This is a genomic window from Aeromonas sp. MR19, assembly GCF_963899305.1.
In the GTDB taxonomy this organism is placed as follows: Bacteria; Pseudomonadota; Gammaproteobacteria; order Enterobacterales; family Aeromonadaceae; genus Aeromonas; species Aeromonas bestiarum.
Genome location: NZ_CAWQWZ010000051.1, coordinates 44,407 through 69,491 on the forward strand (window position 1 = coordinate 44,407; position 25,085 = coordinate 69,491).

General features: G+C 59.7%; 20 protein-coding genes and 1 tRNA gene. 9 read left to right on the top strand and 12 right to left on the bottom strand.

Annotated elements, in window-relative coordinates; translation table 11 throughout:
- Window positions 1–112 precede the first annotated feature (112 nt).
- On the top strand, window positions 113–1,015 hold the full coding sequence (locus tag AACQ95_RS18610) for an AraC family transcriptional regulator (RefSeq protein WP_043142706.1): 903 nt from the start codon (window positions 113–115) through the stop codon (window positions 1,013–1,015).
- A gap of 17 nt (window positions 1,016–1,032) precedes the next feature.
- Window positions 1,033–1,545 carry a lipocalin family protein gene (locus tag AACQ95_RS18615; RefSeq protein ID WP_241279302.1) on the top strand — a complete coding sequence of 171 codons (513 nt, stop codon included), beginning with the start codon at window positions 1,033–1,035 and terminating at the stop codon, window positions 1,543–1,545.
- Between the two features lie 64 nt (window positions 1,546–1,609).
- Here the strand turns inward: AACQ95_RS18615 and AACQ95_RS18620 are convergent, their stop codons facing one another.
- The 3 genes from AACQ95_RS18620 to AACQ95_RS18630 all read right to left on the bottom strand — a co-directional run bounded on the left by AACQ95_RS18620 (window position 1,610) and on the right by AACQ95_RS18630 (window position 5,520).
- Window positions 1,610–3,499 carry a methyl-accepting chemotaxis protein gene (locus tag AACQ95_RS18620; RefSeq protein ID WP_241279303.1) on the bottom strand — a complete coding sequence of 630 codons (1,890 nt, stop codon included), beginning with the start codon at window positions 3,497–3,499 and terminating at the stop codon, window positions 1,610–1,612.
- A gap of 255 nt (window positions 3,500–3,754) precedes the next feature.
- The gene (locus tag AACQ95_RS18625; protein WP_241279304.1) at window positions 3,755–5,125 is read right to left on the bottom strand and encodes a phosphatidylserine decarboxylase family protein; all 1,371 of its coding nucleotides are present in this window, start codon (window positions 5,123–5,125) and stop codon (window positions 3,755–3,757) included.
- Between the two features lie 318 nt (window positions 5,126–5,443).
- Window positions 5,444–5,520, bottom strand: a tRNA-Trp gene (locus tag AACQ95_RS18630).
- 201 nt (window positions 5,521–5,721) lie between these two features.
- Here AACQ95_RS18630 and AACQ95_RS18635 point away from each other — a divergent pair.
- The 4 genes from AACQ95_RS18635 to AACQ95_RS18650 all read left to right on the top strand — a co-directional run bounded on the left by AACQ95_RS18635 (window position 5,722) and on the right by AACQ95_RS18650 (window position 8,634).
- Window positions 5,722–6,264, top strand: coding sequence for a hypothetical protein (locus AACQ95_RS18635; protein ID WP_241279305.1), 543 nt, complete (start codon window positions 5,722–5,724; stop codon window positions 6,262–6,264).
- A gap of 274 nt (window positions 6,265–6,538) precedes the next feature.
- Complete coding sequence (gene pyrB / locus AACQ95_RS18640; RefSeq protein WP_241279306.1) at window positions 6,539–7,459, top strand: aspartate carbamoyltransferase; 921 nt, start codon at window positions 6,539–6,541, stop codon at window positions 7,457–7,459.
- A gap of 17 nt (window positions 7,460–7,476) precedes the next feature.
- Complete coding sequence (pyrI, locus tag AACQ95_RS18645) at window positions 7,477–7,941, top strand: aspartate carbamoyltransferase regulatory subunit (protein WP_005318436.1); 465 nt, start codon at window positions 7,477–7,479, stop codon at window positions 7,939–7,941.
- A gap of 201 nt (window positions 7,942–8,142) precedes the next feature.
- Entirely contained in the window at window positions 8,143–8,634 is a 492-nt protein-coding gene (locus AACQ95_RS18650; RefSeq protein ID WP_042870238.1) for an arginine repressor, read from the top strand.
- Between the two features lie 166 nt (window positions 8,635–8,800).
- Here the strand turns inward: AACQ95_RS18650 and AACQ95_RS18655 are convergent, their stop codons facing one another.
- The 4 genes from AACQ95_RS18655 to arcA form a co-directional block, all read right to left on the bottom strand.
- Window positions 8,801–10,207 (bottom strand): YfcC family protein, encoded by a 1,407-nt coding sequence (locus AACQ95_RS18655; RefSeq protein ID WP_241279307.1) that lies wholly within the window; start codon window positions 10,205–10,207, stop codon window positions 8,801–8,803.
- Window positions 10,208–10,329: 122 nt separating this feature from the next.
- Complete coding sequence (gene argF, locus AACQ95_RS18660) at window positions 10,330–11,334, bottom strand: ornithine carbamoyltransferase (RefSeq protein ID WP_042870242.1); 1,005 nt, start codon at window positions 11,332–11,334, stop codon at window positions 10,330–10,332.
- 102 nt (window positions 11,335–11,436) lie between these two features.
- Complete coding sequence (arcC, locus tag AACQ95_RS18665; protein WP_043142723.1) at window positions 11,437–12,363, bottom strand: carbamate kinase; 927 nt, start codon at window positions 12,361–12,363, stop codon at window positions 11,437–11,439.
- 62 nt (window positions 12,364–12,425) lie between these two features.
- Window positions 12,426–13,646, bottom strand: a complete 1,221-nt coding sequence (gene arcA, locus AACQ95_RS18670; protein ID WP_241279308.1) for an arginine deiminase — start codon at window positions 13,644–13,646, stop codon at window positions 12,426–12,428.
- A gap of 747 nt (window positions 13,647–14,393) precedes the next feature.
- Between arcA and AACQ95_RS18675 the strand changes: the two genes are divergently transcribed.
- The 3 genes from AACQ95_RS18675 to AACQ95_RS18685 all read left to right on the top strand — a co-directional run bounded on the left by AACQ95_RS18675 (window position 14,394) and on the right by AACQ95_RS18685 (window position 15,688).
- The gene (locus AACQ95_RS18675; protein ID WP_241279309.1) at window positions 14,394–14,570 is read left to right on the top strand and encodes a hypothetical protein; all 177 of its coding nucleotides are present in this window, start codon (window positions 14,394–14,396) and stop codon (window positions 14,568–14,570) included.
- A gap of 100 nt (window positions 14,571–14,670) precedes the next feature.
- Window positions 14,671–15,318 carry an AAA family ATPase gene (locus tag AACQ95_RS18680; RefSeq protein ID WP_043142728.1) on the top strand — a complete coding sequence of 216 codons (648 nt, stop codon included), beginning with the start codon at window positions 14,671–14,673 and terminating at the stop codon, window positions 15,316–15,318.
- A 1-nt stretch (window position 15,319) separates the two neighbouring features.
- The gene (locus AACQ95_RS18685) at window positions 15,320–15,688 is read left to right on the top strand and encodes a hypothetical protein (RefSeq protein WP_043142730.1); all 369 of its coding nucleotides are present in this window, start codon (window positions 15,320–15,322) and stop codon (window positions 15,686–15,688) included.
- A 601-nt stretch (window positions 15,689–16,289) separates the two neighbouring features.
- Here AACQ95_RS18685 and AACQ95_RS18690 read toward each other — a convergent pair.
- From AACQ95_RS18690 to AACQ95_RS18710, 5 genes are all read right to left on the bottom strand, one after another.
- Window positions 16,290–18,023: a methyl-accepting chemotaxis protein gene (locus tag AACQ95_RS18690; RefSeq protein ID WP_241279310.1), complete on the bottom strand. Its 1,734-nt coding sequence runs from the start codon at window positions 18,021–18,023 to the stop codon at window positions 16,290–16,292.
- A gap of 51 nt (window positions 18,024–18,074) precedes the next feature.
- Window positions 18,075–19,085 (bottom strand): galactose/methyl galactoside ABC transporter permease MglC, encoded by a 1,011-nt coding sequence (mglC, locus tag AACQ95_RS18695; protein ID WP_042870254.1) that lies wholly within the window; start codon window positions 19,083–19,085, stop codon window positions 18,075–18,077.
- A gap of 16 nt (window positions 19,086–19,101) precedes the next feature.
- A complete protein-coding gene (gene mglA, locus AACQ95_RS18700; RefSeq protein ID WP_043142972.1) occupies window positions 19,102–20,622 on the bottom strand; it encodes a galactose/methyl galactoside ABC transporter ATP-binding protein MglA in 1,521 nt (506 codons plus the stop codon).
- Window positions 20,623–20,675: 53 nt separating this feature from the next.
- Complete coding sequence (gene mglB, locus AACQ95_RS18705; RefSeq protein ID WP_043142734.1) at window positions 20,676–21,662, bottom strand: galactose/glucose ABC transporter substrate-binding protein MglB; 987 nt, start codon at window positions 21,660–21,662, stop codon at window positions 20,676–20,678.
- Between the two features lie 235 nt (window positions 21,663–21,897).
- Entirely contained in the window at window positions 21,898–24,963 is a 3,066-nt protein-coding gene (locus tag AACQ95_RS18710; RefSeq protein WP_241279311.1) for a beta-galactosidase, read from the bottom strand.
- Window positions 24,964–25,085: the final 122 nt, after the last annotated feature.

Genomic DNA, 25,085 nt, shown 5'->3' on the forward strand with positions numbered 1-25,085 from the left:
CCGCGAAATGTGATTGCATTTTTCTCCAGACAGCCTCTACCATCAAGGCAACATCCTGCTTGATTCTTGCCTATTTCTACAAAGAGGCCAGAACCACAACAAAAGAGAGACAATGCAGAGCCGCTACGCCGACCTCGCCGCCAAGCTGACCCGTCACGTCACAGCCCCCGGCATCACCCCCTCTCCGGTGGAGCAGGTGAACCTCATCTACACCACCGAGTACCACGGCCGCACCCCTGTGCTCTACCAGCCACGCATGATAGTGATATTGCAGGGGCACAAGGTGGGTTATCTGGCGGATCAGGTGTTTCGCTACGATCCCAACCACTACCTGCTGATGACGCTGCCGCTGCCGTGCGAGTGCGAGTGTTTCGCTTCCCCCGAGCAGCCTCTCATCGGCTTCTCCCTCGAGATCGATCTGGTCACCCTGCAGGCACTCTTGCTGGAGCTGGGCGATGCCCTGCCCGCCCCTGCCCCACAGAAGAGCGGCGTCCACTCTGTGCCCCTGTCGGAGGCCATGTTCTGCGCCGCCGAGCGGCTGATCGACCTGATGGACAAGCCCCACCACGCCCGGGTGCTGGGACCGCAGACGGTGCGGGAGATGCTGTTCTACGCCCTGCACGAGGGCGGCGGCCCGGCGCTGCAGGCGCTGGCCAACCGTCACAACCATGTGGGCCAGATCGCCCGTGTGCTGCGTATGATAGAGTCGCGCTTCGCCGACAACCTCACCATGGAGGAGCTGGCGCGGGAGGTGAACATGAGCGTCTCCGCCTTTCATCACCACTTCAAGGCGGTCACGGCCACCTCGCCGCTGCAGTACATCAAGTCGTTTCGCCTGCACAAGGCGCGCATCATGATGCTGCACGACGGCATCAAGGCCGGTGCCGCGGCGGCCAGGGTCGGTTACGAGAGCAACTCCCAGTTCAGCCGGGAGTACAAGCGCTTCTTCGGCAGCACGCCGACGGATCAGGCCTCCCGCTTTCGGGATGGCCAGCTGCGCATCATCGAAGGATAACCAGAGAGGAATGACTCATGCGTTCACTGCTTTGCCTGCTCACCGCCCTGCTGCTGACGGCCTGTACCGGCGTGGCCGAAGGCATACGCCCCGTCACCGGCTTCCAGCTCGATCGCTACCTCGGCACCTGGTACGAGATAGCCCGCCTGGACCACAGCTTCGAGCGGGGGCTGGAAGAGGTGAGCGCCAACTACAGCCTGCGTGACGATGGCGGCGTCAGGGTGCTCAATCGCGGCAAACAGAGCGATGGCAGCTGGCGCGAGGCCGAGGGCAAGGCCTACTTCGTCGACAAGCCGGACGAGGCACGGCTCAAGGTGAGCTTCTTCGGCCCCTTCTACGGCGGTTACAACGTCATCGATCTGGACCCCGACTACCAGCTCTCCCTGGTGACCAGCTACAACCGCGACTACCTCTGGATCCTCTCCCGCTCCCCCAAGCCGCCGAAAGCCAAGGTGGATGAGCTGATCGCCAAGGCCAGGGGGCTGGGTTTTGCCACCGACCAGCTGATTTGGGTCAAACAGCCGGGATAAGCGCCAGAAATGGCAAAGGGCAGCCCGCGGGCTGCCCTTTCTGTTGATGGAGGTGGCGGGATGATCAGAGCCGGAAGCGGCCTATCTCCTGTTCCAGCCGCTCGGTCAGCGCCTTCAGCTCGGCGGCCTGGGCCGCCTCCTGATTGGCCTGCTCGGCCAGCTCCTGGGAGACATGGCGTATGTTCTCGGTGTTGCGGCTGATCTCGCTGGTGACCGAGGTCTGCTCCTCCGCCGCCGCCGCTATCTGGGTCGCCATGTCGCTGATGGCACCGATCGCCTCGTTGATCTGCCCCAGGCTCAGATTGGCGGCTTCCGCATCCTCCACGCTGGTGCCCGCCAGCTGACGGCTGGTCTCCATGCCCCCTACGGCGCGACGAGTGGTCTGCTGCAGCGTCTCTATCATCTGCTGGATCTCGTCGGTGGAGTCGTGGGTACGGCGCGACAGCACCCGCACCTCGTCCGCCACCACGGCAAAGCCGCGCCCCTGCTCACCGGCCCGGGCCGCCTCGATGGCAGCGTTCAGCGCCAGCAGGTTGGTCTGCTCGGCGATGCCGCTGATGGTGGCCAGAATGCCGCTGATCTTCTGGGCGTGGGCATCCAGCTCCACAATGATCTGGCTGGCATCGGCCACCTCGTCCGCCAGCCCCGTGATACTGCGCTGGCTCTGGCCGACCTGCGACTGACCGGCGACGGCCAGCTTGACCGCATCGCCGGAGGTGGTGGCCGCGAACTCGGCGTTGCCGGCAATCTCCTGGGTGGCGGAGGCCATCTCGGTCACCGCGGTCGCCACCATGACGATCTCGTCCTGCTGCTGGCGCACCCGCTGGCTGCGCGCCTGGGCTCCGGCCGCCTGGGTGCGGGACTGGGCCGTCAGCTCCAGGGTCACATCACGCAGGCGGCTGACGATGCCGTGCAGCCGCGCCACGAACTGGTTGAAACTCTCGGCCAGCTGGCCCACCTCATCCTTGCTGCGGGTATTGATGTGAACCGTGAGATCCCCCTCGCCGTGGGCTATGTCGTGCAAGGCCCCGGCCACCCGCCCCAGATCCTGGAACAGGAGCTTGAAGGTGCTGGTCAGCACCAGGCCGAATACCAGGATCAGGCCGGCACTGATGAGTGACAGCTCCCATAGCAGGCTCTGCAGCGGCGCCATCAGCACATCCTCATGCATCACCATGGCCAGCAACCAGTCGGTGTTGGGAATGGGCAGCACCAGCATCTGGGCATCCCGTCCGCCGATCTGCACCAGCTGCAGGCCGCCCTGCTGGCTCATGCTCACCAGTCGGCCGGCATCCAGCTCAGGTGCCAGATCCTGGCTCTTCTTGAGCGCCAGCGCCTTGTCCGGGTGGGCGACTATGAGGCCGCCCTTGTCCAGCAGCATGGCGTAGCCATCCCCCTGTACCCGCATCGCCAGCACATCCTTGATGAGCTGTTCCAGCGCCAGGTTGGCACCGACCACCCCGGCCAGCCGGCCCTGCTGCATCACGGGCTCGGCCAGGGTCACCACCAGTTGCTGCATGGTCACACTGACATAGGGTTCGGTGATGATGAGCTTGCCTGCCTTGACCGCGTCCTGATACCAGGGCCGCTCGCGCGGGTCATAGTTGCCCTTGTTGAGGGAGGGATCGTTGCGGGTCATCACCCCCTCCTCCGAGCCGTAGTAGGCCAGCCCGAAGCCGCCGGAGCGCAGGGTTTGCTGCAGATGGGGCACCAGTTCGGAGGTCGGGTGGCTGGCGATGACCTCGACCTGGGCGGTCAGGCTCTCGCGCCTGTCCTGCATCCATTTGCCTATCCCCTCCGCGTAGGCGCTGGCATAATTGCGCGCCTCGCTGTCGATGGCGCTCAGGGTCTGGTTTTTCAGGGTATAGAAGGCGGTCATGCCCAGCAGGCAGACCGTGATCAGGACCACGCCAAGACTGGTGGCCAACAACTTGCCGCGAAGGGAGAGATTCATGGGATATCCTTATGGCTGTCTCAATGGCGTCAAACAAAGCTGCACGCCCTGTGTGGACTATATCGACAGAAAATCCCGATCCATGAATTTCAATCCGTTGATTTTAAATAAATCAGTAACTGAACCCTGGCAATGCCCCTCGCCATCCGGCATGGGGAAATCCCCCCAACACCCCGGCTGATGCCCCCCCAGCAGGTGTAAAAAAGGCCACCTCCAGGAGGTGGCCAGCATGCATTCAACCCGCAGAAAAATGCGCTAGCGCACCCGGGCTATGGCGGTGTTGAGCCGCATGTTGCCGGCATCCAGGCTCGGGGTCTGGCCGTAAAAGTCGAACTCCAGCTTGACCCCGGGGCGGAACAGCAGGCAGTGGGTCGAGCCGCCGAAGTGGAACATGCCGAGCTGATCCCCCTTCTTCACCCTGTCCCCCGCCCGCACAGTGATGTCGCAGCTCGACACCTCGGCCATGCCCACAGGCACCACGCACATCAGCCCGATTTTGGGGTTGTCGGCTTCGATGAAGATCAACGCCCGGGTTGCCACCGAGGTGAGGAAGGGCTGCGAGTTGTTGGGGGCGCTGGGATCCGCCCCCTGCGGGTCGACAAAGCCCTCGAACTGGTTCTCCAGATAGTAGGTGCCGTTGACCACGCGCACCTTGCGAATGGTGCCGCTCACCGGGCTGTGCCAGCGGTGATAGCTGAGGGCGCTGAGGAAGGCCTGATACACTGTGCCGCCGTCGAAGCGAGGCGCCAGATCGTCGAAGTCGAGCATGTTGTCCAGCGAATAGGGCTGACCCTTGAGCCAGAACTGATCGCTGCTGCTCACCTCTTTTCTCACCTGCAGCGGCGCCGATTCGCAGGCGTTGACGATGACGTTGTCATCCGCCGGCGCCGAGACAGGCCGCACACCGGGGCGGAAGGTGCGGGTGAAGAACCCATCCCAACTGCCGAAGCCATGATACTCGGCCGCCGGATCGCACTGGAAGATCTGCTCAAAGCTGGCTGGCGTGGGGTTGGTGCCTTCACCCAGGGCGCCGGTCGCCACCTTGACCATCTCGGCCTTGGCCACCTTGCCGAGCCAGGGCACCACCAGTGTCTCATGATCCAGCCGGCTGACCGGCTCGTTCAACACGTAGCGCGAAGCCGGGCTTTGCAGAAACAGCGCCCAGTAATCGAGGATCTTCTTGAACTGCTGGTTGATCAGGGCGTTGGCGAAGAAGTGATAACCGGACTGGGTCGCCATGGGCCAGTCGAGCAGCGCATTGATGGGAAAACCTATGAGGCCGGAGGGTTCGTGCGTCGGAATGTCCTGATACGCCTCGGGGGCCGTGGTCATGATGCCGTTGAGCAGCCCCAGAAACTCCTCGAAGGATCGCACCTCGACCTGACCGAGCGGGGTCAGGTGCTTGTGGCGCCAGGCCTCCTTGAACATGGCTTCGGCCTGGGCGTGCAGCGAAGGGTCGGCGCTGACCAGATCCCGCAGCTCGGCGATGGGCGGCACAAGCGCGCTCGGCTGGTTGGCAACATAGTGCCTGATCCGCCGGATCCAGCGCTCGATATGGGCACTATCCTGTGGCACCCAGCCGCCGGGGCGAGACTTGTTCAGTCGGGTTTCAACTGCCTTGTTCATGAGTCTATCTCCTCAAATGATGTTCACGCCCACAATCCACGGCTTGAGCATTGGCTACCGGTTTGCCATCAACACGCAATGACACCGCCCATGTGGTGTAGCACACGAGCCCGTGAAGCACGATTGCCAGAAACGACAGGGCAAATTGGCGCAATAACGACTAGCGGTCAGGGGCGGTGCGGGATCTGAAGGGAAAGAGGCGCCGGGAACGGGCTGACGCCGCCGTAAAACGGCAACCATAGGAGCAGGTGTGACGGGAGGAAAACCGGGAACGCAGAAATGCGAAAAGCCAGCTCAATGAGCTGGCTTTTCTGAAAATGGCAGGGGCGGCAGGACTCGAACCCGCAACCATCGGTTTTGGAGACCGCTGTTCTACCAATTGGAACTACGCCCCTGCAACAAACGAGGCGAATTATACAAAGCCGGGTTCAAAGGTAAAGGCTTTTTTCTCACTTTCGATGCGATTGCACAAATGACGAGCAACTCGCGGCAATTTGCGCAGCCTGACGGGGTAACTTGCTGTATTTACAGCCTTGTCAGGGTAGGAAAGCCACATAAATGGGGGTAGGGTTAAGTCTGGATCCGGGAGGCTACTCATGCTCAATTACCGCTTGCTCCAACAACTGGCACCGCTCAACTTCAGGGATGAACGCAAGACGGAGTCCCTGCCCGACTATCTCGACCGGGTCGCGCCGCGAGTGCCCTTCATTCCCCACAGCGTGCTTTCCCAGTGGATTTATCGCCATTGGCGCGGTTTTGAGTCCAACTGGAGCTTTATCGACCTGGCCCGTCACCAGTTCAAGTGCGAGAGCTGGCCCACGGAGCAGATCGTGACCCAGGTCAGCTCCCGCCATATGGAGGTGATCGAGCGCTGGGGCGAGATGCTGCGTCACAATCGTTACGTGCGTCGATCCTGGCTCGGCGAATACATGCTGACCCAGGGCACCTGGTCCGAACCCATCATAGTGCTGGCTCCCGCACCGGATAGCCGCTACCCGGACGGACAGCCGCTGCCGCAACCCTATTGCCTGCTGGAAGGACACCACAGACTCGCCTATCTGCGCTGCATGGCCGAAGATGCCCTGCCCCTGCAAACGGAACACAGCGTGTGGGTTTGCCGACCCGTTCACGACACTTAAACGTTTTCCCGCGCAAATCTTGCCTTTGAAATAAATTTTTGACAATTCAAAATGCGACTCTATAATCTGTCCGGTTTTGAAAAAGGTCGAGACAAGACGATGCAGTTTTTGATTCAGAAAACAGCCTTGCAGACGGGTGGAGCGCACCAGAGCGGCCCCGTTGTTTCCGGTTCCCGACCCACAGATCCCCAGTTATTTTTAAAAAAAGCCCCTGTTTCAGGGGCTTTTTTTTGTGCCCGAAAAACCTTCATTGATGTCAAAGGGAATGCAGACGATGACCAATCCACTCTATAAGAAACATGTCATCTCCATTTCGGACCTGACCCGGCCCGACATGGAACTGGTGGTCGCAACCGCACAGCGGTTGAAGGCCGAGCCCGACACCCGCCTGTTGAAAGACAAGCTGGTTGCCAGCTGCTTCTTCGAAGCGTCCACCCGCACCCGCCTCTCGTTCGAGACCGCGGTTCAGCGCCTGGGTGGCAACATCATCGGCTTCGCCGACGGTGGCAACACCAGCGCCAAGAAGGGCGAGACCCTGGCCGACTCCATCAAGATCATCGGCTCCTACTCGGATGCCGTGGTGATGCGTCACCCGAAAGAGGGCGCCGCCCGCCTCGCCTCCGAGTTCTCCCGCGTGCCTGTCATCAACGGCGGTGACGGTTCCAACCAGCATCCGACCCAGACCCTGCTCGACCTCTTCTCCATCCATGAGACGCAAGGTAAGCTGGACGGCCTCAACGTCGCCTTCGTCGGTGACCTCAAGTACGGCCGCACCGTCCACTCCCTGGCCCAGGCCCTCAGCCTGTTCAACTGCCGCTTCTTCTTCATCTCCCCGGAAGCGCTGGCGATGCCAGACTACCTGTGCGAGGAGCTGGAAGAGAAAGGCATCCAGTTCAGCGTGCACGAGACCATGGAAGAGGTGATGCCTGAGCTCGACATCCTCTACATGACCCGGGTCCAGAAAGAGCGCTTCGACGAGACCGAATACAAGCACATGGCCGCCAAGTTCGTGCTGGAGCTGGCCACCCTGGAAGGGGCCAAGCCCACCATGAAGATCCTGCACCCCCTGCCCCGCGTCGACGAGATCGAGGTCGCGGTCGACAAGACTCCCCACGCCTACTACTTCCAGCAGGCGGAAAACGGGGTCTACGCGCGCCAGGCACTGCTGGCTCTGGTACTGAACGAAACCGTCTAAGGGAAAAGGGGAACATCATGTCCGAGAAGAATCAACTGCAAGTCGAAGCCATCCGTCACGGCTCCGTCATCGACCACGTCCCCGCCGGCCAGGGCATCAAGATCCTCAAGCTGTTCCAGCTGATCGAGACCCAAGAGCGGATCACCGTCGGTTTCAACCTGAAATCCGGCGCGCTGGGCAAGAAGGATCTCATCAAGATAGAGAACACCCGCCTGACCGCGGAGCAGGCCAACCAGCTGGCCCTGTTTGCCCCCAAGGCGACCGTCAACATCATCGAAGACTTCGCCGTGGTGAAGAAGCACCAGCTGGAACTGCCGGAGTTCATCACGGGCGTGTTCCACTGCCCCAACTCCAACTGCATCTCCCACAACGAGCCGGTGGACAGCTACTTCCGGGTGCGGGAGGTGAAAGGCGTGGTGCGCATGAAGTGCAAATACTGCGAGAAGTCCTTCACCCAGGACATAGTCAGCGAACGTTACTGATATCTGAATGGGCCCTGTGGGGCCCATTTTTGACCCCTGTCACATCACAGATTTTCCGTTTAGCTATAATTTGCCATCCTATAAAGGCTAAACATCGCTCATTCCCTGCCTCACTCCTTTCCATCAGAACTTTTAGCTATTAAAAGGCATTGATGGCAGATTTCGAGCGATAGCCTTCGGTCACAGTCAAAGGAAATCGCCGTGGTCAAAACCCTCAGTCGTCCCGTTGAACAAGAGCCCGATCTGGCCCAGCTGGATGCCTGTCGCCAGATCATCGGCCAGCACTGCTACAGCACCCAGGAGGAGATCCGCCGCGAGCTGGCGGAGCGCGGCTTTGCCGACATCAGCCAGTCCACCATCTCCCGTCTGCTGCGCCGCCTCGGCGTGGCCAAGGCCCAGAATGCCAACGGCAAGAAGGTCTACACCCTGGTGGACGAGCAGCTGGAGCCCGCCGGCAGCACCCGCTCCATCCACGACATGGTGCGCGAGGTGGTGCACAACCAGCAGATGGTGTTGATCCACACTACCCCGGGCGCCGCGACTGTGGTGGCCCGCCTGCTGGATCGCAATGCCAATCCCGAGATCATGGGCGCCGTCGCCGGCAACGACGTGGTACTGGTCGCGCCGCGCCACATCAGCCGCACCCGCCTGGCCCACGCGGCCGTGGTGCGTACCCTGGAGCAGGCGCGCTGACGTGCCTCCCTGAATGCACAAGGCGACCCCGGGGTCGCCTTTTTGTTGTCTTGCCCACCTGATTGCGGGCTCATATAAGAGGAGCGCCGGACTCCCTGTCCTGTCTTATTTCTCGGCCATAAAAAACGGGAGCCACTGGCTCCCGTTTCATACGGTGTTTCACCTGTTATGCCAGCACGGCACCCAGGCTCAAGCAGGCTACGATCAGCACTGTCAGGATGCCGAGCAGCGGTGCTACCCACTTCAGCCAGCGTACATAGGGCACCTTGGCGATGGCCAGGCCACCCATTACGACGGCGGAGGTCGGGGTCACCAGGTTCACCAGGCCGGAGGCGGACTGATAAGCGGTCACCACCAGCTCGCGACCCACGTTGGCGAAGTCGGCAAGGGGCGCCATGATCGGCATGGTCAGCACGGCCAGACCGGAGGAGGACGGCACCAGGAAGGAGAGCACCAGCTCCAGCACGAACATCACGTTGATGAACACTACGGTGGAGAGGCCGGTCACTATCCCTTCCGCACTGTGCAAAATGGTGTGAGTGATCATGCCGTTGTCCATCACCACGACTATACCGCGAGCGATACCTATGATGAGGGCCACACCGAGCAGGTCACGGGCACCGTCGATGAAGTTGGAGGTCAGCTCCTCCTCGCTCATGCGGGAGATGACGCCGACTATGATGGCAGCGGCCAGGAAGACGCCGGAGATCTGCGCCATCCACCAGCCGAGCACGGCCACACCGTAGATCATCACGGCGAAGGCGGCGACGAAGATACCCAGCACTATCTTGCGAGTAAGGGTGAACTCCAGCATCTGGTCGCTCTTGTTGCCGAGGAAGTGGGCACGGTTCTCTTCCCACTTGTCAGCCACCAGGGACTTGCTGGGGTCGTTGCGCACCATCTTGGCGTAGCGCATGACGTAGGCCACGCACAGCAGCCAGCCGGCAAGCAGCATGGCGACGCGCAGCCAGATACCGTCGGTGAAGGAGATGCCAGCGGCGTTGGCGGCAATCACGGTCGCAAACGGGTTGATGGTGGAGCCCAGAGTACCGATACCTGCGCCCAGCAACACGGTCGCGGCGGCAACCACGGGGTCGAAGCGGGCGGCCATCATCACGGGGACCAGCAAGGTATAGAAAGGCAGCGACTCTTCAGCCATGCCGTAGATGGTACCGCCTGCGGCGAACAGCGCCATCAGGATCGGGATCATCCACTCTTCACGACCGCGCAGGCGATCGGTAACGCGCTCGATCCCGGCATCGATGGCACCTGTCTTGGTCACAATGCCAAGAAAACCACCGATGATCAGGATGAACAGGGAGACATCGATGGCGCCTGCCTGATAGGTGTCATGGTTGTAGAGACCGTCGATGGGTGCCAGCAGCACGTCGACTATCCCCTGGGGATTCCCCTCTACCAGCTTGTAGGTTCCGGCCACCGGCACTTCCTTGCCGAGGGCGTCGTTCATGATCATGTCGTATTTGCCGGCTGGCACTACCCAGCTCAGGGCGGCCACCAAGGCGATCAGCACAAACAGTATGGTGTAGGCTGATGGGAACTTGAATTTGGTCATGGTCCAGCTTCCTTCTGTGGTGTGGTATCCATGCAAGCTGCGGGTCGTAGGGTTAGAGGTATTATGCCGCCGTCACATGGTCGAAAAGCCGGGGGTCGCCCCCCGGCACCACTACTGCGACCTTAGTCGCCCAGCGTAGCAACCATCACTGCCTTGATGGTGTGCATCCGGTTTTCGGCCTCGTCAAACACGATGCTGTGCTCGGATTCGAACACGTCCTCGGTCACTTCCAGACCTTTCATCCCATATTTGTCAGCCACTTCCTTGCCCATGGTGGTCTCATCGTTGTGGAACGCCGGCAGGCAGTGCATGAACTTCACATCCGGGTTCTTGGTGGCGTTGATGACATCCATGTTGATCTGGTACGGGGTCATCAGTTTCACCCGTTGATCCCAGGCTTCTTTCGCTTCGCCCATGGAAACCCAGACGTCTGTGTAGAGGAAGTCGGTACCCAGCACGCCCTCTTTCACATCCTCGGTCAGGGTGATGCGCGCGCCTGTCTCTTCGGCGATCAGGCGGCACTTGGCAACCAGCGCTTCTTCCGGCCAGAAGGCTTTCGGTGCGACCAGGCGAATGTCCATGCCCATCTTGGCGGCGCCGACCATCAGGGAGTTGCCCATGTTGTTGCGGGCATCACCCAGGTAGGCGAACTTGATCTGATCCAGACGCTTGCCCTTGCCGTGCTCCAGCATGGTCATGAAGTCGGCCAGGATCTGGGTCGGGTGGAATTCGTTGGTCAGGCCATTCCAGACCGGGACGCCGGCATAGGCACCCAGCTCTTCCACGATTTCCTGGCCATAGCCACGGTATTCGATGCCGTCATACATGCGGCCCAGTACACGTGCAGTGTCCTTCATGGACTCCTTGTGACCGATCTGGGAACCGCTTGGGCCGAGGTAGGAGACTTGAGCGCCCTGGTCGAAGGCCGCCACTTCAAACGCACAACGGGTACGGGTGGAGGTCTTCTCGAAGATCAGGGCGATGTTTTTGCCGGTCAGGTGCTTGCGCTCATAGCCACCGTATTTGGCTTTCTTCAGGTCGATGGCCAGGTCGATCATGTATTGGATTTCGCGCGGGGTGAAGTCCAGCAGTTTCAGGAAGTTACGGTTACGCAGATTAAAAGCCATGATGAGTTCTCTCTATATTTGTTCAGACCAATTTGGGCAGTGTTATTGACTACGCATACACAGTACAAACTTGTTCAGGCCCCATTCGGGCAGTGTTGTTGACTAGGCATTCACGGTGCGGGTGGCAACGATATTGGTGCCGGCTTCGCCCTTGAGGATGGCCAGGCCATCTTCCAGAGAACCGATCCCGACCATGCCGCCGGTCGCCTTGACGAATTCACAGGACGCTTCGACCTTGGGCCCCATGGAGCCTGCATCGAACTTGACGCCAGCCAGTTCGGCCGGGCTGGTGACGCGCAGCGGGTGCTGGGTCGGTTTGCCCCAATCCAGGTAGACGGCATCGGCGTCGGTCAGGATCAGCAGGGCATCGGCCTTGATCTGCTTGGCCAGGTAGGCGGCAGACATGTCCTTGTCGATGACGGCTTCGATGCCGGTCAGGCACTGGCCATCCCAGGTCACGGGAATCCCACCACCACCGGTACAGATGATGAGGTGTCCCTGGGCGATCAGGGTTTCGATGGCATCACCTTCGACGATGCGCTGGGGCAGCGGAGACGGCACCACGCGGCGGAAGAACTTGCCGTCGGCCTTGACCACCCAGTGCTTCTCTTCGGCCAGGATGCGGGCTTCGGCTTCGTCATAGACGGGTCCGATAAATTTGGTCGGATTGGCAAATGCCGGATCCTTGGGATCGACCTGTACCTGGGTCAGCAGCGCGGTGACGTTGCGGCTCGGCATCAGGTTTTTGAGCTCCTGGATCAGCATGTAGCCGATCATGCCCTGGGACTCGGCACCCAGCACATCCAGGGGATAGGGCGCGACCTTGGTATAGGCGCTGTTTTGCAGGGCCAGCAGGCCGACTTGCGGGCCGTTGCCATGCACCAGCACCACGTTGTACTCCTGAGCGATCAGGGCGATGGTCTTGGCGGCGGTGGCGATGTTCTTGCGCTGGATATCCGCTTCAAGGGGCTCACCACGACGGAGCAGGGCATTGCCACCCAGGGCGACGACGACAGTTGGTTTTTTCATGAGTGTTGATCTCGAGTCTTGGTATCTGTGGCGCCAGCCTCTGCCGGCGCCACGCCGTCTTGTTAGATGCCGTCACGTTCCATCGGGCAGCTCATGCAGCGGGCGCCGCCGCGGCCACGACCCAGTTCTTCACCCGGGATGGAGAGAACTGTGATGCCGGCCTTGTCATATTTCTCGTTGGTGTAGGTGTTGCGCTCATAACCCACGACCACGCCAGGACGCACCGTCAGCACGTTGTTGGCATCGTTCCACTGTTCACGTTCGGCCTCGAAGGTGTCACCACCTGTGGTGATGAGCTTGAGCTGATCCACGCCCAGCGCCTTCTCGATGGCGGTCACGAAGTAACCCTCTTCCTTGATGTTCATGCCGCTGGCACCGCCCGGAGTCAGACTCCAGCAGTTCACATCCTTGCGGATGACTTCCGGATAGACGGAGAAGGTGTCTATGTCCATGTGGGTCATGACGGTATCCAGGTGCATGCAGCTGCGGTGTTTCGGCAGTTGCATGGCGATGACCTGTTTGGCCTGACCGTGTTTGAACAGGCTGCGTGCCAGGTGCTCGACCCCTTGCGGCGTGGTGCGCTCGGACATGCCGATGAGCACGGCGCCACGGCCGATGACCAGCACGTCACCGCCTTCGATGGTGGAGTTGTCGTAGTCACGATCCTCGTCACCGAAGTACTTGATGAAGTCCTGACCGGCAAACTGCGGGTGCCAGCGGTAGATGGCCTTCACATGGTTGGTCTCGCGGCGACGGGCGGCCTTGGCCATGGGGTTGATGGAGACGCCACCATAGACCCAGCAGGAGGTGTCACGGGTAAAGAGGTGGTTGGGCAGCGGCTCTATGATGAAATCGGTCGGGGCGTGCATGCCCACTACCATGTTGACGCCGCTGTAAGGCATCTCTGAGTAGGTCAGGCCACCGGAAAGAATGCGGGCCAGTTCGCGGTGCGGCATGTCAGCCAGGAAGCAGCGCACGTCGTTGGCAAGGGAAGAACCGAGGCGATAATCGGAGACCTGATGTTGCAGCAGCCAGGTTTTGGCTTCCGGCACATCCAGAGTCTCGGCCAGCAGGTTGGTCAGCAGGAAAACTTCGACATTCTGATCGCGCAGTACCTGAGCGAATTTGTCGTGCTCCTGACCGGCGCGTTCAACCGACAGGACATCATCAAACAACAGGTCCTGGCAGTTGGAAGGGGTCAGACGCTTCAGACTGAGGTTGGGGCGGTGCAACATGACACGGCGCAATTGGCCAACTTCAGAACCTACATAAAATTTGCTCATGATTATATTCCGTCTAGCAGTGGTCCCTGCGAGTGATTGAATAGATTCCTTCTATTCATGCTCGTGGCTAAGGCGGGATATTCTTTATGTAGGGTACTCAGCTTGTGTTCTATCCTGCCCTTGCCTTTCGAGACCGAGGTTAGACCTGCCAATCACGATAAACTTAGACATTGATCACATTCACTCTGAACTGAATAAAATCACGGTTTATTCTTTGATGAGGGTAACAGAACTGACAATCTCTCATTCAGACATCATGCATTGATACGCACTAATCCACGCTTTTATTTCATATTTCATCCTGTTTCATTCACGGCAGATATCTACTAAGGGATATGACAAAAAACAAAAATCCATTATTTTCAAGGCAATATAAAACACAAGCACATCACCTGAATTTAATATGCATTAAACTGAATTTTTCACTGGTTTTTAAGGGATGGGTACCGAGATAAATAGTCATAAGCAGGCGGGGCGCTGAATAATCTGCTTCTTGTCCCAGATCATGGCATTGTGCCAAAGCCGCCGCCACAGGCTCGCGGCACAAGTTGTCAGCAACATGCCTGTTATATGGATATGCACAAAGCCCGCATCTTGGTCATGTATTTCTCAGCGACCCCGCTACACCCTCTTTTCAAACTTTTTTCATTCGTTGAATTTATTTCATAACCTTGCGTCACGGGCCGGCTCGGCTTAACTCAGAAAGTGATCCAGATCACGCCGTGTTCTGTCACCAAGGAGATAGCCATGAAGATCAAGTCACTGTTCCTGTTCGCCGCCCTGATCCTGCCCATGACCCCATCGCTGGTCAGCGCTGAGGGAGCGCCCGCCATCCCCATGGTGGTCTGCCATATCGACCAGGCTCCCCAGATGCTGGTCCCCGAGTACGTGTGCCAGTGGTACGGCGGCAGCCAGCACTACTGAAAGTGAGAGCCCAAGAGGAGGTCACCTCCTCTTGGCTTGTCATGCTTCAACCCCCTCCTATACTCAAGGCAGCTATTTTTCATAGGGATAGGAGATAGTCATGATCCTGTTGGTCGGTGGAGAGAAGGGAGGGAGCGGCAAGAGTTGTCTGGCCCAGAATCTGGCGGTCTACCTCAGAACCCGGTTTCATGGCGAAGTGCTGCTGGTCGATTGTGACCCGCAACGCACCACCTCGGACTGGATCCAGGAGCGCAACGACAACCCGGATCTGCCCCAGATAAACTGCGTTCAGCTCTACGGCAATATTCGCAACGACCTGCTCAGCCTGAAAAACCGCTATGACTATGTCATCGTCGACTGTGGCGGCCAGGACAACCGGGCGCTGCGCTCCACCATGGCGGTGGCCACCCATGGCCTGATCCCGCTGCGGCCCAAACGCCGCGATCTCAAGACCCTGCCACACATGGAAGATCTCATCACCACCTGCAAGATGGTCAATCCCACCCTCAAGGCCGCCGTGGTGCTGACCCAGTGCCCAGCCCTGCCCAACCAGGTAAAACGGATCCTGGAGGCCAAGGAGGTATGCGCCTCGTTCGGGGTCGATGTACTGAACGCCATCACCTATGGTCGCAATGTCTATGACGACAGCGAGGAGAAGGGCCTTTCCGTCATGGAGATAGAACCCGATGGCAAGTCGGCCGAGGAGATCCGGGCCATCGCCAAGGAGTTTTTGGAGCTGGAGGTGTGAGATGGGCCTTGCCGACCTGAAGAAGAAACACAATCTGCATCATCAGAAGAAGTTCACCATAGACGAGTTCATCGAGGATGCGGACTTCTATGCCAAGGGCAAACCCAAGGTGGTCAGCCTTGAGCTGAACCTGCATCGGGAGGAAGCCCTGACGGCACTCGCCTTTATCGAAAGCGGCGACTACCTGAAGCCAAGCTATAAAAAAGCCACCTTCTCCCTGAGCACGGCCGCCATCGACGAGCTTGGCAGCCTGACCCAGCAGGACGGCATGAACAAATCCCTGTTGCTGCGCCTGTTCACCCACTATTTCTCTTCACTGAGCCCGGAAGAGCGTCAAACCATCTATGAACGGCTGCAGGAGCACAGCTGACCCACCATATTGGTTGTCATTCTCACCTTTTCGGCGACCACACATCTGCCTCTTCCCCCTTTCTGAACCCGAGTTAAACAACGTGTGAGACATTCGCCATCCCCCCTGTGAGCCAGACGCCGAAAAAGATCCCGCGATAGTCGGAAGATAGGATCCAAAAACCTGAACGTTTAAGAGTCAACCATATGATTTTAAATCATAAAAATCACAACAAGTTTCTTGCGTAACGAGATGCGTAAAAACGTTTTTCATGCTGCCGTTGTCGTCCCCTGCGAAATCCTTATAGTTACTCATGCACGGACGCAATGAAGTCGGTCAGGAAGACTGGCTGCCAGGGTTGGGCAAATGGACTCACCACAGGATGTGGTAAAGGACACCTCCCAGGACGGAGAAAGTGCGACGGGAATGGATGACTCGTCAGGCCATGATGGCTAAAGGACACCCCAAAGGATTGGGAAGGGGAAACCTAAAGGAAGAGGTATAGTCAGGGATTGCAGGGAGCAACTTCGTTCAAGGACATGAGCGATAAGACTATCGGGGGCGACGCAAGTCGCCCCCATCTTTTTGGCCTTTTTTACCTGGGCCACACCTCCAGATGCCGTTATTCCAGCCGGAAGTGCCCCACTATCTCCCTCAGTCTGTGATAGGTCTGCTGCATCGAAGCCGAGCTGGTCACTGTCTCTTCTCCATTGTGCGTCAGCTGACGGATCACCTCGGCGATGGCGCTCATGTTGCGATTTATCTCTTCCGCTACCGCACTCTGCTGTTCGGCCGCCGTGGCGATGTGGCTGATGAGATCGTTGATCTCCACCACCTCGCCTGCCATCAGGTCCAGCGACTCGTTGACCTTGGTGGTATTCTCGGCGGCCCCCTGACAGCTCTGCTTGGTGTTGCTCATGGCCTCCACCACTGTGCGGGTACCTCGCTGCAGACTGGCCAGCATGGTCTGGATCTCGGCGGTGCTCTTCTGGGTGCGAGCCGCCAGCGAGCGGACCTCGTCCGCCACCACAGCGAAGCCGCGTCCCTGCTCACCGGCGCGGGCCGCCTCTATGGCGGCGTTGAGCGCCAGCAGGTTGGTCTGTTCGGCAATGCTGCCGATCACCCCGAGCACTGAGCCAATCTGCTGCACATCCTGCTGCATGGCTTCGATGGATCTGGCTGTTTCCTCCACCTCGTCCACCAGCGCCATCACGCTGGCCATGGCCTGATCCACCACCTGGCGGGACTGGCTTGCCAGCTGCTGGCTCTGGCCGGTCAGCTGGGCCGTGCTGGCGGCACTCTCCGAGACGGAAACCGCTGTGCGGCTCATCTCGTTGATGGCGGTCACCACCTGCTCGGTCTCGCGCACATGATCCGCCAGCAGGGATTGCGCAGCTCCGGTCTGGCTGGCCAACCCCTCGATACCGTTGTTGAGCTGGCCGCTCGCCTGCCGCACCTCCCCCATCATCTCCTGCAGACGCTCGATGAAACGGTTGATGCCGGCCGAGATCTGGCCCAGATCATCCGTGCTGGTCACCGTCAGGCGGCGGGTCAGGTCGCCGCTGCCACGAGACAGCTCCAGCACCAGATCCCGCAGCGAGAGGATGGGACGATAAGCGACATTGAGCGCCAGCATGGCCAGCAGCAATACCAACACGGCAACCGCCAGCAGGGCCATGACGATCTGGCCATTGAGCGCCTGGGTCATGGTGCGGATGTAGTCGAGGTCTATGTAGCCGGTCAGCGTCCAGCTGCTGCCGCGAATATCCAGCTGGTTGGGGCGTGACTCGCTCTCACCCTGCGGCTTGCTGCTGTAGAGCACATTGCCCTGACCGTCGGCAAGGGAGAAGTAGCGCCCCTCCCCGCTCACCTTCTCCAGCAGGTTCTTGAACTCGCTCATGTCGAGGTAATAAAGGTAGGCAGAGTCGGCACCACGCGGTACCAGGATGGAGATGACGGGTTTGCCATCCAGCTGCTGCAGCGGGCTGACTGTGATCCGGTTGTTCGCCTCAGGGATCAGCTTGCGCAGAGCGTCGACCCTGGCCGTGTCGTTGATGACGCCGCTCACGTCGAACGCCATGTCGCCGATCACCTTGACTATGTTATGAAAGCCGGTCTCTTCCAGGGTCTTCTTGACGTTGGTCACCCCGAAGTTGAGGTTGGCGGCCAGCAGGATTTTTTGATTGATGTCCCCCGCCAGCTTCTCTTTGACCAGGGCTATCTGTTCGTTGATGTTCTGGGTGGCCTGAGTGCGAATGTAGCCACTGATGAAGTGATTCACGCTGAGCCAGGCGGTGCCGATGGTGACCAGAATGGCCAGCAGCAGCAAGACGTAAATCTTGACCTTGAATGGCATGGGATCCCTCCAGAAGAGAGGGCCGGCATGGCCAGCCCTCTCTGCCAATCGTTATTTCTTCTTGGCGTACTTCATGGAGTCCAGGGCCACCGCCAGTATGATGATGCCGCCCTTGATGATGAACTGCCAGTAAGGGCTGACTCCAATATAGGTCAGACCATAGTTGATCAGGGTAAAAATGAGCACGCCCGTGATCACCCCGGCAACCGTCCCCACGCCACCGGCGAACGAGACACCGCCCACCACGCAGGCCGCGATGGCATCCAGCTCATACATGAAGCCCAGGTTGTTGGTGGCACTGCCGATGCGGCCCGCCTCCAGCATGCCGCCGAAGGCGTAGAAGACACCCGCCAGGGCATAGATCATCACCAGGTTGACCGCCACGTTGACGCCGGAGACCTTGGCCGCCTCGGGGTTGCCGCCGATGGCGAAGATGTTTTTGCCAAAGCGGGTCTTGTTCCACAGCACCCAGACAAAGACGCTGGCGATGGCGGCATAGAAGGTGAGATAGGATAGCTTGAACCCTCCCAGCTTGATGAAGCCCTGCGCGAAGCTCGAGAAGCGAGGATCGAAGCCGGCCACCGGTGAGGCGCCCACGGAATCAAAATAGAGGGAGTTGATGCCGTAGACGATGATCATGGTACCCAGGGTGGTAATGAACGGGGTCACATTGAGATAGGCCACGATCAGACCGTTGACCAGGCCTATCAGGGCACCCACGGCACACACCAGCAGGATCACCACAGGAATGGGCACCTCCCCCAGACTGGGGAACACCTTGTTGACGTTGGTCAGCGCCTGCAACATGGTGGCCGCAATCAGCGCCGCCAGGCCAACCTGGCGACCGGCCGACAGATCCGTGCCCTGGGTGATGATAATGCCCGCCACCCCCAGCGCTATGATGACCCGCACCGAGGACTGGGTCAGTATGTTGCTGAAGTTGGTGAGGCTCAGGAAGGATGGCTCCTTGATCACTATGATCATGAGCAGCACCAGCAACACCACATAGATGCCGTTCTCTTTGAGCGCCTGCATCAGATTGAAATTTTTAGCCGACTCCATAAATGTCTTCCTGTCTCTAAAGGTACAGAGATGCCAGGCGCAGTATCTCGCTCTGGTCAGTTTCTTTGGTATTGACGATCCCGGCGACCCGGCCATTGCTCATCACCATGATGCGATCCGTGATCCCCAGCAGCTCGGGCATTTCGGACGAGATGATGATGATGCCCTTGTCCTTCTTGGCCAGCTCCAGGATGAGCTGGTAGATCTCGAACTTGGCACCCACGTCAATCCCGCGAGTCGGTTCATCCAGCATCAGGATCTCCGGCTGGGTCAGCAGCCAGCGGCCGATAATGACCTTCTGCTGGTTGCCACCGGACAGGGAGCCGATCTGGGTCTGCTGGGTCGGGGTTTTGACGCGCATGGAGTCGATGACCCACTGGGTATCGCTCTTCATCTTGTTGTTGCTGAGCAGCCCCATGGAACTCTTGTAGCTGTCCATGTTGGCGATCAGGGAGTTGAAGGCGATATCGAGGCGGGAGTAGATGCCGGTGGAACGGCGCTCTTCCGTCACCAGCGCGAATCCGTTCTGAATGGCCTCGTGCGCCGTGTGATTCGCCACTACCTTGCCGTGCAGCTTGATGACGCCCTCGTTGCGATCGCGAATGCCGAACAGGGTCTCGACGATATCGGTACGCTTGGCCCCCACCAGCCCGGCGATGCCGAGGATCTCCCCCTTGTGCAGATCGAAGGTGATGTCCTGAATGGAGGGCTGGTTCTTGGCCGTCAGATGCTCAACCTCGAGGATCACCTCTTTCGGCTGGTTGGTTTTTTCCGGGAAGCGCTGGGTCAGTTCACGGCCAACCATCATGCCGATGATCTGATCCATGGTCATGCCCTCGAGCGGCTGGGTCGCCACCCACTGGCCATCCCGCAATATGGTGATCTCGTCACACAGCTGGAAGATCTCTTCCATCTTGTGGGAGATATAGACGATGCCGCAGCCCTTCTCTTTCAGCTTGTTGATGATCTTGAAGAGATGATTGACCTCTTTCTCGGTCAGGGAGGAGGTCGGCTCATCCATGATGACGATCTTGGCATCGTAGGAGAACGCCTTGGCGATCTCGATCATCTGCATCTGGGACACCGAAAGCGTGCCCACCTTGACCCTGGGATCTATGTCGATATCCAGCTCGTCGAAGATGTGCTTGGTGTCGTCATACATCTTGCCGTGGTCGATGAACCAGCCCTTGGTGGGATAGCGACCGAGCCACATGTTGTCCATTACCGTGCGTTGCAACACCAGGTTCAGCTCCTGGTGCACCATGGAGACGCCATTCTCCAGCGCCTCTTTGGAGGAGGTGAAGTTGATCTCCTGTCCCTTGAAGAAGATCTTGCCCTCATCCTTCTCATAGATGCCGAACAGGCATTTGAGCAGCGTGGATTTTCCTGCCCCGTTCTCGCCCATCAACGCATGCACAGAATGAGGACGGACCCGTAAATTGACTTTATCGAGTGCCTTGACGCCAGGAAAACTCTTACTGACGTCAATCATCTCCAACAGCCATTCTGATTGTTGCTGTGTTGTCATATCAGCCATCACATCTGGTTGAAAAAAGGGCAAGGGGATCTCCCTTGCCCTGGAGGGGGGAATTACTCGAATTGGGACAGGTTGTCTTTATCCACACCGACGTAGGCAACACGGACGACCTTGTCGACTATGTTCCACTTGGTGCCTTCACCGGCCGGCTTGCCTTCAGCCAGGTTCTTGGTCAGCTCGAAGGTGGCCTTCGCCTGGTTGGCCGCATCGTTCAGCACTGTACCCGCCATGGCACCGCTCTTGACCATGGCCAGGGCTTCCGGCAAGGCATCGACGCCAAATACCGGGATGGCAGTCTTGCCTTGCGCTTTCAGAGATTCAACGGCACCCATCGCCATGCCGTCATTGTTGGCGATGACCACTTCGATCTTGCTGGCGTTGGGGCCGGAGATCCAGGCGTCCATCTTGTCCTTGGCCATGGCGGTATCCCACATACCTGTATCCATGTGCAGCTGTTCGGTTTTGACGCCACCGTCGTTCAGGGTCTTGATGACATAGGTGGTACGGGCTTCCGCATCCGGGTGGCCCGGCTCGCCCTTGAGCAGTACGAACTGGATGACGCCATCCTTGTTCAGATCCCACTCCGGATGGGCTTTCCAGTGTTTGGCGATCAGCTGACCCTGGATGATGCCTGACTCCTTGGAGTCGGTACCCACGTAGTAAGCCTTCTCATAACTGGCCAGATCGGCAGCGCTCGGCTCCTTGTTGTAGAACACCACGGGCACATCTTCGCCACGGGCCTTCTCAATCACGACAGGGGCCGCCGCCGGGTCAACCAGGTTGATCGCCAGGGCCTTCACCCCTTTGGCCAGCAGCACGTCGATCTGATCGTTCTGCTTGGACTGGTCATTCTGGGAGTCATTCATCAGCAGCTCCACACCCGGGTTTGCCGCTGCTTCCTTCTCGATTGCCTTGCGCACCACAGCCATGAAGTTGTCGTCGTACTTATAGACTGTCACCCCGATACGGGTTTCGGCATGGGCAGTGGCTCCTGCCATCAGGCTCATCAGCACGGCGGCAATTGTCGTGATTTTTTTCATTGTTATGCTCCGATCTCTCTATCTGTTTTTTGTAGGGAATGCTGTACACCAATTGAACTGGCGCCAGCCTAATGTAATCAGTTTGTTGTGTGATGTTCTGTGATCCTGACAACAAAATGAAAACGTTTACACTCTGTTACATAGCAACAAAACAATTAAATATCATATTGTTATGAGTAATCATTTTCGAATGAGGCCTTATCGCCGCCTCAGTCGACCCAACCATGGCTCAGATTCAGCGTAGAACACAGTTCCAATAGTAGCCGCCCGGCTGCAACCAATATTCCGGTCGCACGCTCTGACTCCAGGAGTCATCGCCCCCAATCCCCATGTGGAAGCCATCGAGGCAGAGATGCAGGCCCCCCTCGGCCACCAGATCTGTCTGGTGACGGGCCAGGGCCAGCTGCTGCTGGCTGTAGCGGCTGACGCTGAAATGGAACTGGCCCTCGACGGCAATCTCGCCAAGCTGCAGTTGACGGGTATCACAACGCAGCCCGTTGTCGGTCGGGAACACATAAGGGGTATGCAGGTCCGCCAGCGGCAACTGCCAGCGGCCGAAGTCGGCGCCGAGCAGGCGATCCGGATAGTTCTCGTGAGGGCCCAGACCTAGCCAGCTCAACTCTGCCACCTCGTCGACCAGCCAGAGCAGGGCGCCAATGCGGGGCAACGACGGCATGCCGGCCGCAACCTCGACGGCTATGGTGAGCGCCATGGCACCGTCCGCACCGAAGCTGTGCTGCCAGCGGGTCGACAGCTTGAGTACCCCCTGGACGAAGTAACCGTGCCTGACCAGCACGCGGCCATGATGGGGATCCACCTCCAGCCCAAGACAGCGATGCTCAAGTTCGTTGAGGCCGGCGCCTTGCCAGCGGGCAATCCAGGCGTTGGGATCTATGTGATCCGCCTCGCTGGCGCCTATGTCGTTGTCGAGCGGTGCGCGATAGAAGTGATCGGCAATGGCATCCTGCAGCCGTTCGCGGCCATGTTTCTGCCAACTGCGGATGCGGCCGCTGGTTTTGTCCAGTTGCCACTCGCTGCCAGCCGCGCAGACGAGCCAATGATCCGGCAGCTCCTTTATCGCGGTGGGGTTAAACGCCGCCGGTATCGCCATCGGCGTTGGCAGCATAAATTGCTGGCGCGCCACCTCATGCTCCGGCTCGGCCCAGGCCGTGGCGACGGGTTGCACTATGGCCAGATCCAGCCAGGCGAGGGAGCCCGCCGCAAAGGCCGGCAGCGTATCCAGCAGGGTCAGTACCACGCTGGCCCGGGGCGCCAGGCTGAGTGGGCATTCACCCTGTTGCAGCACAAGGCCGTTCTCGCACAGTTGCCAGCGCAGCAACTCGTTGTCCGTACTGCGGAACAGATACTCGCTGCGAATTTCGACCCGCAGCGGCGCCTGGCTTTGCAGCGTCAGCACAAAAGGTTGCTGGGCCCGCTTCGCCTCGAACAGGGCGGGATGGGACGTCCGATCCGGGAACAGCAGGCCGTTGCAGCAGAACTGGCGGTCATTGGGCTGGTCGCCGAAGTCACCGCCGTAGGCCCAGTAGTGACGGCCATCATCGGTCTGCTTGTCGAGCCCCTGATCCACCCAATCCCAGACAAAGCCGCCCTGCAGCCTGGGATGATCGCGAAACGCCTGCCAGTAGTGGGCAAAGCCCCCCAGGCTGTTGCCCATGGCATGGGCGTATTCGCAGAGGATGAGTGGCCGGGTCTCGCCCGGCAGGCCGATCCACTTGGCCAGCGCCCACTTGGGCACCGCAGGGAAGGGCTGGTCCTGATGGGTGCGGGCATACATGGGGCAGATGATGTCGGTGGCGGCCGTGTCGGCCCCGCCTCCTTCATACTGCACCGGGCGGCTCGGATCCGCCTGCTTGGCCCAGCCATACATGGCATCGTGGGCCGGGCCGTAGCCGGACTCGTTACCAAGGGACCAGATGATGATGCAGGGGTGGTTGAAGTCGCGGGCCACCATACGGGTGACCCGCTCCAGGAAGGCGTTGCTCCAGGCCGGATCCCGCGCCAGCCGCCCCATGGGGGTCATGCCGTGGGTCTCCAGATTCGCCTCGTCCACCACATAGAGGCCGAGCCGGTCGCACAGGCGATAAAGCTCGGGGTGATTGGGGTAGTGGGAGCAGCGCACCGCGTTGAAGTTGTGCCGCTTCATCAGCAGCAGGTCCTGCTCAATGGCGGCAGGAGTTACCACATGGCCCCTGGCTGCATCGTGTTCGTGCCGGTTGGCGCCGCGGATCAGCAGGGGCTGGCCGTTGACCCGCAGCAGACCGCCCTTGATCTCCACCGTCCGAAAGCCCACGTCATAGGCTTCGCTCTCGATGGGCTCGCCCTGCTCGCCGAGCAGGGTCAGGGTCAGTCGGTAGAGGTGAGGCGTCTCGGCGCTCCACTTGCGAGGGGCCGCCACCTCGAGCCAACACTCGGCGCGATCCTCATAGGCCCCCTTCTCGTCGATGGCTGCCGTGCCGAACCGCTGGCGCAGGGTCGCCACCCGCTCTGTGCCGTCGTAGAGGCTGACCTCCACCGACAGGCCCGCTGCGTTGGCGGCCTGCAGCTCGATCTTGAGACGAGCATCCCGATAGCAGGCATCCAGCTCGGGCGTAACCCGGATATCCATCAGATGACGGGCCGGTTTGTGCAGCAGAGTGACGGAGCGGAAGATGCCGCTCAGGCGCCACATGTCTTGATCCTCCAGATAGGAGCCATCTGACCAGCGCAGCACCAGCACAGCCAGCCGGTTGCCACCGGCCTGCAGGAAGGGGCTCAGATCGAATTCGGCGGGCAGCCGGCTGTCCTGGGAGTAACCCACCCAGCGGCCGTTGCAGAACAGGTAGAAGGCGCTGTCGACCCCGTCGAAGATGATGCTGGTCTGGCCGCCGGCCAGCCAGTCGGCCGGCACGCTGAACTCGCGAGAGTAGCAGCCGGTCGGATTGGCGGCCGGCACCCTGGGCGGATCGCAGGGGAAGGGATACTTGATGTTGGTGTAGATGGGGCCGTCCGTGAGCGGACGCGACGCCGGGTAGGCGGCATCCAGCTGCCAGTTGCCCGGCACCCTGATGGCACACGCCTGCGGCAGATCCTGCGTCAGCCAGCCATCGGGCACCCGCTCGGGCGCCTCGAAGAAGGAAAAGCGCCATTCGCCATCCAGCAGCAGGCGGGACGGCGAAGCGAGATCGGCACGGGCGTCGGCCTCACTGCGCCAGCTGAACAAGGGGGTATGGGCAGCAAGACGATTCACCGATGTAATCGCCTGGGTCTGCCAATCCTGACGGGCCACTATCTCCCTGAGCATTCTTCTCTCTCCCTGCATGAACGCCGAAAACGTATGCAGTGTAGGGGAGTTTTGCCCGGTGATCGGCGATCCCGCTCACACAGATGTAAACGATTACACTGATTTTGTTAAGTAAAACAGGG